At 65.1% G+C, this 13,316-nt stretch carries 15 protein-coding genes; 10 read left to right on the top strand and 5 right to left on the bottom strand.

Features of this window, described 5'->3' with window-relative positions:
* Nucleotides 1-32: 32 nt before the first annotated feature.
* Together nadA and nadC are read left to right on the top strand one after the other, a co-directional pair.
* On the top strand, nt 33-1,169 hold the full coding sequence (gene nadA, locus WI26_RS12115) for a quinolinate synthase NadA (protein ID WP_059511738.1): 1,137 nt from the start codon (nt 33-35) through the stop codon (nt 1,167-1,169).
* Nucleotides 1,166-2,047: a carboxylating nicotinate-nucleotide diphosphorylase gene (gene nadC, locus WI26_RS12110; protein WP_059468286.1), complete on the top strand. Its 882-nt coding sequence runs from the start codon at nt 1,166-1,168 to the stop codon at nt 2,045-2,047. The genes nadA and nadC overlap by 4 nt, the downstream gene beginning before the upstream one ends.
* 90 nt (nt 2,048-2,137) lie before the next feature.
* Here the strand turns inward: nadC and nadB are convergent, their stop codons facing one another.
* The 4 genes from nadB to radC all read right to left on the bottom strand — a co-directional run bounded on the left by nadB (nt 2,138) and on the right by radC (nt 5,321).
* A complete protein-coding gene (gene nadB, locus WI26_RS12105; protein WP_069226033.1) occupies nt 2,138-3,724 on the bottom strand; it encodes an L-aspartate oxidase in 1,587 nt (528 codons plus the stop codon).
* 160 nt (nt 3,725-3,884) lie between these two features.
* Nucleotides 3,885-4,052, bottom strand: a complete 168-nt coding sequence (rpmG, locus tag WI26_RS12100) for a 50S ribosomal protein L33 (RefSeq protein ID WP_006478046.1) — start codon at nt 4,050-4,052, stop codon at nt 3,885-3,887.
* Nucleotides 4,053-4,069: 17 nt separating this feature from the next.
* Complete coding sequence (rpmB, locus tag WI26_RS12095; RefSeq protein ID WP_004186391.1) at nt 4,070-4,303, bottom strand: 50S ribosomal protein L28; 234 nt, start codon at nt 4,301-4,303, stop codon at nt 4,070-4,072.
* Nucleotides 4,304-4,541: 238 nt separating this feature from the next.
* On the bottom strand, nt 4,542-5,321 hold the full coding sequence (gene radC / locus WI26_RS12090) for a RadC family protein (protein WP_059538605.1): 780 nt from the start codon (nt 5,319-5,321) through the stop codon (nt 4,542-4,544).
* A gap of 136 nt (nt 5,322-5,457) precedes the next feature.
* Between radC and WI26_RS12085 the strand changes: the two genes are divergently transcribed.
* From WI26_RS12085 to WI26_RS12050, 8 genes are all read left to right on the top strand, one after another.
* Nucleotides 5,458-5,913, top strand: coding sequence for an FKBP-type peptidyl-prolyl cis-trans isomerase (locus WI26_RS12085; protein ID WP_059468284.1), 456 nt, complete (start codon nt 5,458-5,460; stop codon nt 5,911-5,913).
* 2 nt (nt 5,914-5,915) lie between these two features.
* Complete coding sequence (gene ispH / locus WI26_RS12080) at nt 5,916-6,896, top strand: 4-hydroxy-3-methylbut-2-enyl diphosphate reductase (protein WP_006488968.1); 981 nt, start codon at nt 5,916-5,918, stop codon at nt 6,894-6,896.
* A gap of 269 nt (nt 6,897-7,165) precedes the next feature.
* Nucleotides 7,166-8,005, top strand: a complete 840-nt coding sequence (locus WI26_RS12075) for a branched-chain amino acid ABC transporter (RefSeq protein WP_081334259.1) — start codon at nt 7,166-7,168, stop codon at nt 8,003-8,005.
* A 211-nt stretch (nt 8,006-8,216) separates the two neighbouring features.
* Complete coding sequence (locus WI26_RS12070; protein WP_059468282.1) at nt 8,217-9,167, top strand: branched-chain amino acid ABC transporter permease; 951 nt, start codon at nt 8,217-8,219, stop codon at nt 9,165-9,167.
* Nucleotides 9,168-9,186: 19 nt separating this feature from the next.
* The gene (locus tag WI26_RS12065) at nt 9,187-10,356 is read left to right on the top strand and encodes an ABC transporter permease subunit (RefSeq protein WP_059468281.1); all 1,170 of its coding nucleotides are present in this window, start codon (nt 9,187-9,189) and stop codon (nt 10,354-10,356) included.
* A gap of 24 nt (nt 10,357-10,380) precedes the next feature.
* Entirely contained in the window at nt 10,381-11,157 is a 777-nt protein-coding gene (locus WI26_RS12060; RefSeq protein WP_011352945.1) for an ABC transporter ATP-binding protein, read from the top strand.
* Nucleotides 11,157-11,873 carry an ABC transporter ATP-binding protein gene (locus WI26_RS12055; RefSeq protein ID WP_059468280.1) on the top strand — a complete coding sequence of 239 codons (717 nt, stop codon included), beginning with the start codon at nt 11,157-11,159 and terminating at the stop codon, nt 11,871-11,873. Before WI26_RS12060 ends, WI26_RS12055 begins: the two co-directional genes overlap by 1 nt.
* 289 nt (nt 11,874-12,162) lie before the next feature.
* Nucleotides 12,163-12,834, top strand: coding sequence for a DUF2278 family protein (locus WI26_RS12050; protein WP_069226031.1), 672 nt, complete (start codon nt 12,163-12,165; stop codon nt 12,832-12,834).
* 20 nt (nt 12,835-12,854) lie between these two features.
* Here WI26_RS12050 and WI26_RS12045 read toward each other — a convergent pair whose 3' ends face one another.
* Nucleotides 12,855-13,310: a GNAT family acetyltransferase gene (locus WI26_RS12045; protein WP_069226030.1), complete on the bottom strand. Its 456-nt coding sequence runs from the start codon at nt 13,308-13,310 to the stop codon at nt 12,855-12,857.
* Between the last annotated feature and the right edge of the window lie 6 nt (nt 13,311-13,316).

The following is a 13,316-nucleotide window of genomic DNA, read 5'->3' as shown; positions in this document are numbered from 1 at the left end:
AGCGCCAACTCTGGTCGACAGGAGATATGGAGATGCAATCGACGATCAAATCCGTCGAGTACGACCGGCCAGTCTCGGCTGGGACCGTCTGCGGCGTGGGCCAGGCGTGGGCAAAGGTGCCCGATGCACCGTCCGCAGAAGAACGCGCCGCGCTGAAGGCACGCATCAAGGCGCTGCTTGCGCGTGAAAAGGCCGTGCTCGTCGCTCACTACTACGTGGATGCCGAGTTGCAGGAACTGGCCGACGAAACCGGCGGCTGCGTCGCCGATTCGCTCGAAATGGCCCGCTTCGGCCGTGACCACGACGCACAGACGCTCGTCGTCGCCGGCGTGCGCTTCATGGGCGAAACCGCGAAGATCCTGAGCCCCGGCAAGCGCGTTCTGATGCCTGATCTCGACGCGACCTGCTCGCTCGATCTCGGCTGCCCGGTCGACGAATTCTCCGCGTTCTGCGATGCGCATCCCGACCGCACCGTTGTTGTATACGCGAACACCAGCGCCGCCGTGAAGGCGCGCGCCGACTGGATGGTCACGTCGTCGATCGGCCTCGAGATCGTCGCCGACCTGCACGCGCGGGGCGAGAAGATCATCTGGGCTCCCGATCGCCATCTCGGCAGCTACATCCAGAAGAAAACCGGCGCGGACATGCTGTTGTGGCAGGGCTCGTGCCTCGTCCACGACGAATTCAAGGGCATCGAGCTCGACCTGTTGCGCGCCGAGTATCCGGACGCGAAGGTGCTCGTGCATCCCGAGTCGCCGGAAAACGTCGTTGCGCAGGCGGATGTCGTCGGCTCGACGACGCAGCTGATCGACGCCGCCGTGAAGTTCGACGCGACGCACTTCATCGTCGCGACCGACCTCGGCATTCTGCACAAAATGCAGCTCGCGGCGCCCGGCAAGACCTTTATCGCCGCGCCGACGGCCGGCAACAGCGCAACCTGCAAGAGCTGCGCCCATTGCCCCTGGATGGCGATGAACGGCCTCGCTAACCTCGCCGACGTGCTCGAGCGCGGTCACAACGAGATCTTCGTCGATCCCGCGATCGGCGCGCGCGCGCGTCTGCCGATCGACCGGATGCTCGATTTTGCAGCGGCGCACAAGAAGCGCGTGCAGGCGAGCGGCGATCTGCAGCGAGATCAGCAACTGTTCGCGAACGTGGGGGCTGCATGACGAGCGCAGTCTCTCCGCTGTTCGAAGCCGTGCGCGCACAATACGGCGCGGCATTCGACGAAGCGATCGCGCGCAACGTAGCCGATGCGATTGCCGAAGACGTCGGCACCGGCGACCAGACCGGCCGGCTCGTGCCGGCTGGCGAGCGGCGCCGTGCCCGCATCATCGTGCGCGAGGAAGCGGTGTTGTGCGGCGTGCCTTGGTTCGAGGCCGTCATCGCACGGATCGATCCGTCGATCGTCGTTCAGTGGCGGTATCGCGAAGGCGACCGGATGGCTCCGGATTCGACGGTCTGCGAACTCGAAGGGCCGGCGCGCGCGCTGCTGACGGCCGAGCGCAACGGGCTTAACTTCCTGCAACTGCTGTCGGGCGTCGCGAGTGCGACGCGCCGTTACGTCGATCGCGTCGAAGGCACGCGCGCGAAGATCCTCGATACGCGCAAGACACTGCCGGGCCTGCGGCTCGCGCAGAAGTACGCAGTGCGGGTCGGCGGCGGCGAGAACCAGCGTCTCGCGCTGTACGACGGCATCCTGATCAAGGAAAACCATATCGCGGCAGCGGGCGGTGTCGGCGAAGCGCTCGATGCGGCGTTCGCGCTCGATGCCGGCGTGCCGGTGCAGGTCGAAGTCGAGACGCTCGCGCAGCTCGACACGGCGCTCGCGCATGGCGCGCAGTCGGTGCTGCTCGACAACTTCACGCTCGACATGATGCGCGAAGCGGTGCGCGTCGCGTCCGGCAAGGCCGTGCTCGAAGTGTCGGGCGGCGTCAATTTCGATACGGTGCGCACGTTCGCGGAGACGGGCGTCGACCGCATCTCGATCGGCGCGCTGACGAAGGACGTGCGCGCAACCGACTATTCGATGCGGATCGTCGACTGACCGCGCGCTATGCCGTCTGATGAAAAAGCCGCTGGCGCGCAAACGCCAGCGGCTTTTTTGTAGGTCGCAAGCCCCGGCAGGGCGAGCCGCTCAGCGGCGCGAGCGGGGCGTGAGCACGCTCGGCAGCGCCTTCGGCAGCGTGTGCGGCCAGTCGCGGCTGTAGTGCAGCCCGCGGCTTTCGCGGCGCGAGTACGCGCTCTTCACGATCAGCGTCGCGACATCGACGAGATTACGCAGTTCGAGCAGGTCGCGCGTGACGCGGAAGTTCGCGTAGTACTCATGGATTTCGTCGCGCAGCAGCGACAACCGGTGCTTCGCGCGCTCGAGACGTTTGTCGGTACGCACGATGCCGACGTAGTTCCACATCAGCCGGCGCAGTTCGTCCCAGTTGTGCGCGACGACGACTTCCTCGTCCGCATCCGACACACGGCTTTCGTCCCACGCGGGCAGCGTGCCCGATGTTTCGGCGTCAAAGCCGGCCGACTCGATTGCCTCGGCTGCCGCGCGGCCGATCACGAGGCATTCGAGCAGCGAATTGCTCGCGAGCCGGTTCGCGCCGTGCAGCCCCGTGTACGACGTTTCGCCGACCGCATACAGGCCCGCGAGATCGGTGCGTCCCGCGAGGTCGGTGACGACGCCGCCGCACGTGTAGTGCGCGGCCGGCACGACCGGAATCGGCTGCTTCGCGATGTCGATGCCGAATTCGAGACAGCGTGCATGGATGGTCGGGAAGTGCTCGCGCAGGAATGCTTCCGGCTGGTGGCTGATGTCGAGATATACGCAGTCGATCCCGCGCTTCTTGATCTCGAAGTCGATCGCGCGCGCGACGATGTCGCGCGGCGCGAGTTCCGCGCGGGGATCGTGTGCGGGCATGAAGCGGGTGCCGTCCGGCAGCTTCAGCAGACCGCCTTCTCCGCGCACGGCTTCCGAAATCAGGAACGATTTTGCGTACGGATGGAACAGGCAGGTCGGGTGGAACTGGATGAATTCCATGTTCGACACGCGGCAGCCCGCGCGCCACGCCATCGCGATGCCGTCGCCCGTCGCGGTGTCCGGGTTCGTCGTGTAGAGGTACACCTTGCCGGCACCGCCGGTCGCGAGCACCGTGTGCGGTGCCTCGATCGTGATCGTGCGGTCGTTGTCGACGTCGAGCGCATACAGGCCGTGACAGCGGCGGCCGGGTAGTCCGAGCCGGTCCGACGTGATCAGGTCGATCGCATGGTGGTTTTCGAAGAACGTGATGTTCGGATGCTGGCGCGCGCGCTCGGACAGCGTCGCGAGCACCGCATGTCCGGTCGCGTCGGCCGCATGGATGATTCGGCGGTGACTGTGACCGCCTTCGCGCGTCAGATGGAAACCGAGTTCGGCCGCATCGTCCTTCGTGAACGGCACGCCCTGCGAAATCAGCCATTCGATCGCTTCGCGACCGTGCTCGACGATGTAGCGCGTCGCGCCTTCGTCGCATAGGCCGCCGCCGGCGACGAGCGTGTCGTCGACGTGGTTCTCGATGCTGTCCGCCGAATCGAGGACGGCCGCGATGCCGCCTTGCGCGTTATCGCTTGCCCCCTCCATCATCGAACGTTTCGCGATCAGCGCGACACGTCGCGTGCTGGCCAGGTTGAGTGCGACCGACAGCCCTGCCAGGCCGCTGCCGACGATCGCCACGTCGAATTTCATGCTGCATCTCCATCGTTACGCTTTGGCTTTTGTGCGTTCCGTCAGCCGTGGCCGCGGAAAGGGGAGAGCATACCGCGTCGGGCCCGTGCGTGCGCGCAAAACAAAAAGCCCCGCATGTGCGGGGCTTTTCGGTCGCCGTCAGGCTTGCAGAAACCGGAGATTACTTGATCTTGGTTTCTTTGTATTCCACATGCTTGCGGACGACGGGATCGAACTTCTTGATCGCCATCTTTTCCGGCATGTTGCGCTTGTTCTTCGTGGTCGTGTAGAAGTGACCCGTACCAGCGGTCGACTCGAGCTTGATCTTGTCGCGTGCGCCTTTTGCCATGATTGTGCTCCTTGGGCTTAGGCTTCGCCGCGTGCGCGCAGGTCAGCGAGCACGGAATCGATGCCGTTCTTGTCGATCAGGCGCAGGCCGGCGTTCGAGACGCGCAGGCGCACCCAGCGGTTTTCGCTTTCCACCCAGAACCGGCGGTTTTGCAGGTTCGGCAGGAAGCGGCGCTTCGTCTTGTTGTTTGCGTGGGAAACGTTGTTGCCGCTCATCGGCGCTTTCCCAGTTACTTGGCATACGCGTGCCATGAGAGCACTCCTAATACGCTAAATTCGGGGTTCGATCGCCGATGAAGGTTCCATCGTACCGCCACGTGATCCATGGCTGCACTCAGAACGCCGAAGCCTTTACAGACAAGGCCCTTCGATGGCTAGAACTGGTTGGAAAAAAGACAGACGACGATTCTAGCAGAAAAAGCTCAGAAAAATCAAACTCAATTTCGCTTCGTCGTTGCGGCGACCGCAGGTTGCGTCGCCGGGCCACAGTCTACAGCCAACCGGCGCGCGCGAACGAAAATGTATCGTCGCTGCCGACGACGACGTGATCGAGCAGCTTCGCGTCGACGAGCGTGAGCGCTTCGTGCAGCATGCGCGTCAGGCGGCGATCCTCCGCGCTCGGCTGCACCGCGCCGGACGGATGGTTGTGCGCGATGATCAGCGCGGCGGCATTCAGCATGAGCGCGCGCCGCACGATTTCGCGCGGATAGACGACCATCCGCGTCAGCGAGCCGCGCGCGCTCTCTTCCACGTCAATCAGGCCGTGACGGGCGTCCAGGTACAGCGTGACGAAAACCTCGTGCGCACGCGTGCCGATCCTGAGCCGCAGATAATCCTCGACCGCGCCTGGCGAGCCGATCTGCATCCGCTCGCGGGCTTTCTCGATCAGCGCGCGCCGCACGATCTCGGTCACCGCGATCAGCACCGCCGAGCGAGCGGGGCCGATGCCCGGGTGCATGGCGAACGCGTCGGGCTCCGCGTCGAGCATGTCGCGCAGCGAATCGCCGAAACGTGCGAGCAGCGCGCGGGCGCTGGCGAACACGTCGTGGCCGCCGCCGCCCGTGCCGAGCAGCAGCGCGATCAGCTCCGCGTCGGTGAGCGCGGCCGGCCCGCGTTCCAGCAGCCGCTCGCGCGGCAGATGGGATTTCCAGTTTCGCGGGCGGCGCTTGCGCGTCGGCCTGGCTGCATCGATGCGGCGGACCGCGGAGATCGGCGCATCGACTGTGTCGCGACATTCGGTCGCCGGGGCGGCGGGACAGGGGGACGGCATGATCCAGAACTCCATTGGCGGCGGGCGTGAGCGCGATGTCGTCGCACTTTCAGCCTTGCGCGCTCAGGTGACTTACAATATTGGCTTTGCGCCGGGCCTTTCGGCCAGTTCGGGCGCCGACGAACACGAGTCATTCATGAGCATCATCGATCTATCCGAAGTGAAGCCCGGTTCCCATGTGACGCTGCATTACAGGCTTGCATTGGCCGACGGCGCCGACATCGTCAACACCTTCTCCGACAAGCCCGCCACGCTGCTGCTCGGCGCGGGGCAACTGGCGCCCTCGCTGGAACAGATTCTGATCGGGCTCAGGGTGGGTGACCATTCGACTTATCAGCTAACGCCCGAGCAGGGGTTCGGTCCCCGCAATCCCGACATGCTCCAGCGCGTGACGCTGTCGACGCTGCGCGAGAACGGGATGGTCGGCGACGATTTCACGCCGGGCGACCTGATCGAGTTCAACGCGCCGGACGGCGGCCGCTATGCAGGGGTGCTGAAGGAAGTCAGCGAAACCTCTGCGCTGTTCGACTTCAATCATCCGCTCGCGGGCCAAGCGCTCACGTTCGAAGTGAAAATCATCGGAATCCTGTAATCATGAGCACCACCGATACGCTGTCCGGGCAGACCGTCGCCGCCGATGCCGAAATCCTGCTGGCCCAGCCGCGTGGCTTCTGCGCGGGCGTCGATCGCGCGATCGAGATCGTCGAGCGCGCGATCGCGATGCACGGTGCGCCGATCTATGTCCGTCACGAGATCGTTCACAACAAGTACGTGGTCGAGGATCTGAAGAAGAAAGGCGCGATCTTCGTCGAGGAACTCGAGGAAGTGCCGGCCGGCAACACCGTGATCTTCAGCGCGCACGGCGTGTCGAAGGCCGTGCGCGACGAGGCGGACGTGCGCGGGTTGCGCATCTACGACGCAACCTGCCCGCTCGTCACGAAGGTGCACGTCGAAGTGGCGAAGATGCGCCAGGACGGTGTCGATATCGTGATGATCGGCCACAAGGGCCACCCGGAAGTCGAAGGCACGATGGGGCAGGTCGAGCGCGGCATGCATCTCGTCGAAAGCGTCGAGGACGTGCAGAAGCTCGAGCTCGCCGATCCCGAGCGCATCGCGCTCGTCACGCAGACGACGCTGTCCGTCGACGACGCCGCCGAGATCATCGGCGCGCTGAAGGCGAAGTATCCGAAGATTCGCGAACCGAAGAAGCAGGACATCTGCTACGCGACGCAAAACCGCCAGGATGCGGTGAAGTTCATGGCGCCGCAGTGCGACGTCGTGATCGTGGTCGGCAGCCCGAACAGCTCGAATTCGAGCCGTCTGCGCGAAGTGGCCGAGAAGCGCGGCGTGGCTGCGTACATGGTCGATGCGCCCGATCAGATCGATCCGGCGTGGGTCGCCGGCAAGCGCCGCATCGGCGTGACGGCCGGCGCATCGGCGCCGGAAGTGCTCGCCCAGGCCGTGATCGCGCGGTTGCGTGAGCTCGGCGTGCGCAATGTCCGCGCGCTCGACGGCATCGAGGAAAACGTGTCGTTTCCGCTGCCGCGCGGGCTGAACCTGCCGCCTGCGGCCTGATTGCCGCATCGCACCCGCAGTGCCCCAAAGCGCGCCGTCTGGCGCGTTTTTTTTGCGCTGCGAAAATGAGATCGCAACCATTATTCACATCAATGGTGCAACCTAGTTGCAATCATTGCGCTCAACCGTCTCTCAAAATTGGTTGCAATGCAGGAAAACCCCATCGAATCAGGATTATTGGCGTCCTATAAATGGAGTTACAATGCGCCCGTTTTCAGGCCGGAATGGCTTTGAAATCGGGTTTTGGCAAGGCGCGGGAGACCTACTCGATGCATGTGAAGTCGGCTTACGCCATGTCCGTCGCCGCACCGGTTGCAATGCTTGCCGGCTGCAGCAAAAAGAGCGACGACGAGGCGGGCAGGGACGCTGCGGCACGCGCGGTACCGGCAGTCAGCGACATGCGTGCTGCCGGAACCGGTCGTGCGGTGCCGTCGGTGTGCCGCATTGCGCAATGGGACAGTGATAGGGACAACGGGGCACGTTTGGCGATCGAGGAAATCAACGCGCAGGGCTCGAAGATCGGCATGCATTCGGCACGGCGGGCAGCACGCGCCGGCAGCGCTGCCATCGACCGGGCGACGGGCATGCCGATTGCCCGGCAACGAGCCGCGGACCGTGATGCGGCAACGGCAGGGCGCGTCGAGCGACGGACGCCCGGATTTCGGGGCAACGCAGGCGACGTGCAGATGTCACTGATCCCCGTTCATTTCGATTCGACGAAACAGCGTGTCGCCGCGACCCATCGCGTCGCGGCGGGCGGTCTGCTTCGTTTCACGGATTCCGACGCAGTCCTGACGAAAGTCGGGCGCCACCTTCGCGATGCCGGTTCGGGCGCCGCGCGGGCGGCGGCGGACGGCCCGCTTGCAGCGCAGGCGACGGCGTCCGGCATCGGAGCGCAAACCCTTGGCGACAACGGCATGTGCGCCGCCAAGGTGGTCGAGCCCGCGGGCGACGCGGCGCGGAACCTGATCTGCCCGGAGGCGGGATTCGCCCCGGCCCGGACGGAAAAAGGCATGGCGTTCGGGAAACCGGACACCGGCCGTTGCGGCACGCTGCCCTACGACTTCAAGGAGGCCAAGTACACCGTCCTCGATGTCGTGACGATTTAGCGACGGGACTCACGATGGCACCGGAACAGTGCGGTGCCGTTTCTGTATCCGCTCCGGCGGCAAGTCCGGCCGTACAGGCCGGGCGGCGCGCGCCGGGACGATCCACCCTTACCGGTATCGACTAGTACCCGCAGTGTCGCCGAGAAGGCGCGATTCCTCGCTTACCCGCGGGGCGCAACGTCCTCCGGCAGCATGGGCCAAGGAGCTTTAAATGGATATTTTCATCCAGCAGATCCTCAACGGGCTGGTGCTCGGCAGTGTGTACGCCATCATCGCGTTGGGTTACACGATGGTGTACGGCATTCTCGGCATCATCAACTTCGCGCACGGCGACGTGCTGATGATCGGCGCGATGGTCGCCCTGTCGGCGATCACCGTGCTGCAGAACCACTTCCCCGGACTCGGCAACGTCGCGACGCTGACGATCGGCCTTGGCATCGCGGCGGTCGTCTGCGCGTGCGTGGGCTACACGATCGAGCGTGTAGCGTACCGGCCGCTGCGCCGCGCGCCGCGTCTTGCGCCGCTGATCACCGCGATCGGCGTGTCGATCCTGCTGCAGACGGCCGCGATGATCATCTGGTCGCGCAACCCGCTGCCGTTCCCGCAACTGCTGCCGACCGATCCGATCAACGTGATCAAGGCGACCGACACGACGCCTGGCGCCGTGATCTCGGTGACTGAAATCGTGATCATCGCGGTGGCGTTCATCGTGATGGCCGGCCTCCTGCTGCTCGTGCACAAGACCAAGCTCGGCCGCGCGATGCGTGCGATCGCCGAAAGCCCGAACACCGCGAGCCTGATGGGCGTGAACCCGAACTTCGTGATTTCGGCGACGTTCATGATCGGCTCCGCGCTCGCCGCGCTGGCCGGCGTGATGATCGCGTCCGAATACGGCAACGTGCACTTCTACATGGGCTTCATCCCCGGCATGAAAGCGTTCACGGCGGCGGTGCTCGGCGGGATCGGCAACCTTGGCGGCGCGATGGTCGGCGGCGTGGTGCTCGGCCTGATCGAGCAGCTCGGCGCGGGCTACATCGGCAACCTCACGGGCGGCGTATTCGGCAGTAACTACCAGGACGTGTTCGCATTCATCGTGCTGATCATCGTGCTGGTGTTCCGTCCGTCGGGCCTGCTGGGCGAACGTGTCGCGGACCGCGCGTAACGGAAGGGGAGCAAACAACATGACATCCATTCAACCGATCGAATCCTCGACGTCGCTCGTCGAAGAGCGCAACACGGCCAAGACGGTCATCATCGGCATCCTGACCGCGGCCTTCGTGATCGCGGCGCCGATCATCATCGGCTCGGCGGGCGGCAACTACTGGGTCCGCGTGCTCGACTTCGCGATGCTGTACGTGATGCTCGCGCTCGGCCTGAACGTGGTGGTCGGCTTCGCCGGCCTGCTCGACCTCGGCTACATCGCGTTCTACGCGGTGGGCGCGTACACGGCGGCACTGCTGAGCTCGCCGCACCTGACCTCGCAGTTCGAGTGGATCGCGGCGCTCGCGCCGAACGGCCTGCACATCCCGTTCCTGATCATCGTGCCGATCGCGATGGCGCTCGCCGCGACCTTCGGGATCCTGCTGGGCGCGCCGACGCTGCGCCTGCGCGGCGACTACCTGGCGATCGTGACGCTCGGCTTCGGCGAAATCGTGCGGATCTTCATGAACAACCTCGACCGTCCGGTGAACATCACCAACGGCCCGAAGGGGATCACGGGTATCGATCCGGTGCACGTCGGCGGCTTCAACCTGTCGCAGACGCATTCGATCTTCGGCTTCCAGCTGCCGTCGGTCTACATGTACTACTACCTGTTCGTGCTTTGCGCGCTGCTGGTGATCTGGGTCTGTACGCGCCTGCAGCACTCGCGTATCGGCCGTGCATGGGCGGCGATCCGCGAAGATGAAATCGCCGCGAAGGCGATGGGCATCAACACCCGTAACGTGAAACTGCTCGCGTTCGCGATGGGCGCGTCGTTCGGCGGCCTGTCGGGCGCGATGTTCGGTGCGTTCCAGGGCTTCGTGTCGCCGGAGTCGTTCACGTTCTGGGAATCGATCGTCGTGCTCGCCTGCGTGGTGCTCGGCGGCATGGGCCACATCCCCGGCGTGATCCTCGGCGCGGTGCTGCTCGCGATCTTCCCGGAATTCCTGCGCTCGACGATGAGCCCGCTGCAGCATGCGCTGTTCGGTCACGACATCGTCGATACCGAAGTGATCCGTCAGGCGCTGTACGGCCTCGCGATGGTGATCATCATGCTGTATCGCTCGGAAGGCCTGTGGCCGGCGCCGAAGCATGAGGACAAGATCGCGAAACTGGCGAAGCGCAACAGCAAGAAGCCGGTGCGCGCTTAACCAACGGACAAGGGGATATCACACATGAGCGACAAGCAAATCCGACTGTCCGTCAAAGGCGTGAACAAGCGCTTCGGCGGCTTGCAGGCACTGTCCGACGTCGGCCTCGAGATCAAGGAAGGCGAAATCTACGGCCTGATCGGCCCGAACGGCGCCGGCAAGACGACGTTCTTCAACGTGATCACGGGTCTTTACACGCCGGACTCCGGCGAGTTCAAGCTCGACGGCACGGAATACAAGCCGACCGCGGTGCACCAGGTCGCGAAGACGGGCATCGCGCGCACGTTCCAGAACATTCGCCTGTTCGGCGGGATGACCGCACTCGAGAACGTGATGGTGGGCCGCCACGTGCGGACCAAGCACGGGCTGCTGGGCGCGGTGTTCCAGACGCCGGCCGAACGCCAGGAAGAGCGCGAGATCAAGGAGCGCGCGATCGAGCTGCTCGAATACGTGGGCGTGCTGCAGTACGCGGACTACACGTCGCGCAACCTGTCGTACGGTCACCAGCGCCGGCTGGAAATCGCCCGCGCGCTGGCGACCGACCCGAAGCTGCTCGCGCTCGACGAGCCGGCGGCCGGGATGAACGCGACCGAGAAGGTCGAACTCACGCGCCTGCTCGACAAGATCCGCTCGGACGGCCGCACGATTCTGCTGATCGAGCACGACGTGAAGCTCGTGATGGGATTGTGCAACCGGATGACGGTGCTCGATTACGGCAAGGTGATCGCCGAGGGTCTGCCGCAGGACGTGCAGAAGAATCCGAAGGTGATTGAGGCATATCTCGGCGCAGGGGTGCACTGATGGCAGCGGCAATGTTGAAAATCAAGGGCTTGCAGGTCAACTACGGCGGCATCCAGGCCGTCAAGGGTGTTGACATGGAAGTCCGCCAGGGCGAACTCGTGACGCTGATCGGCGCGAACGGTGCCGGCAAGACCACGACGATGAAGGCCATCACGGGCCTGAAGCCGTACTCCGCGGGCGACATCGAGTACGACGGCAAGTCGATCAAGGGCGTGCCGTCGCACGAGCTGCTCAAGCGCGGCCTCGCGATGGTGCCGGAAGGCCGCGGGATCTTCGCGCGGATGTCGATCATCGAGAACATGCAGATGGGCGCGTATCTGCGCAACGACAAGGAGCAGATCAAGAAGGACGTCGACCGGATGTTCGCCTTCTTCCCGCGCCTGAAGGAGCGTGCGACGCAGCTTGCGGGCACGCTGTCGGGCGGCGAGCAGCAGATGCTGGCGATGTCGCGTGCGATCCTGTCGAAGCCGAAGCTGCTGCTGCTCGACGAGCCGTCGATGGGCCTGTCGCCGATCATGGTCGAGAAGATCTTCGAAGTGGTGCGCGAGATCTCGAAGGAGGGCATCACGGTGCTGCTGGTCGAGCAGAACGCGCGCCTCGCGCTGCAGGCAGCCGATCGTGGTTACGTGATGGACTCGGGCACGGTCACGATGGAAGGCGACGCGAAGCAGATGCTCGACGATCCGAAGGTGCGGGCCGCGTATCTGGGTGAATGAGCGGGCCGGTGCGGCGCGGCGGCGGGTGCCGGCGTGCCGCGCAAGGGCTTTCGAAAAGCTGTCACGGGATGCCGTGACAGCTTTTTTTTCGCGCGGCGCGCGCGGCGACGAACTGTGCGTGCGGATGCGACTCCATTCATTCGGCGGTGACGCCGACCATGCGACCCGGGACTTGGTGGCAGACTGTCCGCGACCGGCCGTCCGCGACCGGCCGTCCGCAACCGGCCGTCCGCAAACCGACACGCGGGTTGCGTAGCATGGTCGATCCATCGGGACACGGAGGGCACGCATGAGTCTGGACTACGGTTTCGTGAAGGCGAAGGTGACGTCGGTGGCGCGGCTGAAGGGCTCGCCGCACGGCAACGAGATCCAGTATCACATTCACCTGACGCTCGCATTGCCGACCGGCGACTGGGACGTCGCGATCAACGTCGGCACCAACGACGCGGACGACCTGCTGAACTACAAGCTCGTCTACGATTTCCATCATCCGGTCATGGCGACGCTCGCGGCCGCGGCCGAAGGCTACACCGATCTCACCGGGCACACCGCGCTGCCCGCGCTCGACTATCTGCGCAGCGACATCCTGAACGAGACGGGCGCATGGCGCGCCAGCGCGGTGATGGACGGCACAGAGAACGCGGAGCCGATCCCGTCGCTGCTGCGGCTAGTCAACGCCGCGCAGTCGCAGGGGCTCGACGTCGTCGTGTTCGGCCGCACGTATTCGGAAGGCAACGGCATCCACGACACGCACATGAACCAGGGTTCGACGGGCCCGAACTACCTGCACCGCGCGGGTGACGACCACAACGATCACAACGACGTCTGGCAGGACGGCGCGCTGATCGTGCGCGTGAGCGATACGCAGTGGGCCGCGTATTTCGCGGCGTTCGAGCAGCAGGCCGTGCCGACCGACGCGCTCGGCAATCCGCTGCCGGGCGCGGGGCCGATCACGCGCTGATGGAGAGGCTGCCGGCGGCGTCAGGCGGCCGGCAGCGTCTTGCCGAACGAGATGCGTTCCTCGACGCGATAGCCGAGTGCCGCATAGAAGCGGCATGCGTCGTCGTTGCCGGGCAGCACCTGCAGATTGACTTTCAGGCAGCCGCGCGCGGCGAGCGCGCGTTCCGCATGCGCGATCAGCGCGCGGCCGATGCCGAGTCGCCGTGCATCGTTCGACACGCCGAACGAGTAGAGCCAGCCGCGATGTCCGTCGAAACCCGCCATCAGCGTGCCGACGACCCGCGCGCCGCTGGTCGCGACGAAGAACAGTTCCGGCTGCGTCGCGAGCTTCAGCTCGATCGATCGCAGCGGATCGCGGTGCGGCGGCGCGCCGGCTTCGTCGTATTGCGGGAACGCGTCGCGCCAGACTGTGAGCACGGCGTCGGTGTCGGCGCGTTCGAACGGGCGGATAGCGACAGCATCGGCGGCGGCATCCATCGCGGC

The sequence above is a fragment of the Burkholderia diffusa genome (assembly GCF_001718315.1).
GTDB lineage: Bacteria > Pseudomonadota > Gammaproteobacteria > Burkholderiales > Burkholderiaceae > Burkholderia > Burkholderia diffusa_B.
The sequence above is the reverse complement of the archived record's forward strand: the minus strand, read 5'-3'. Positions and strand labels throughout refer to the sequence as shown.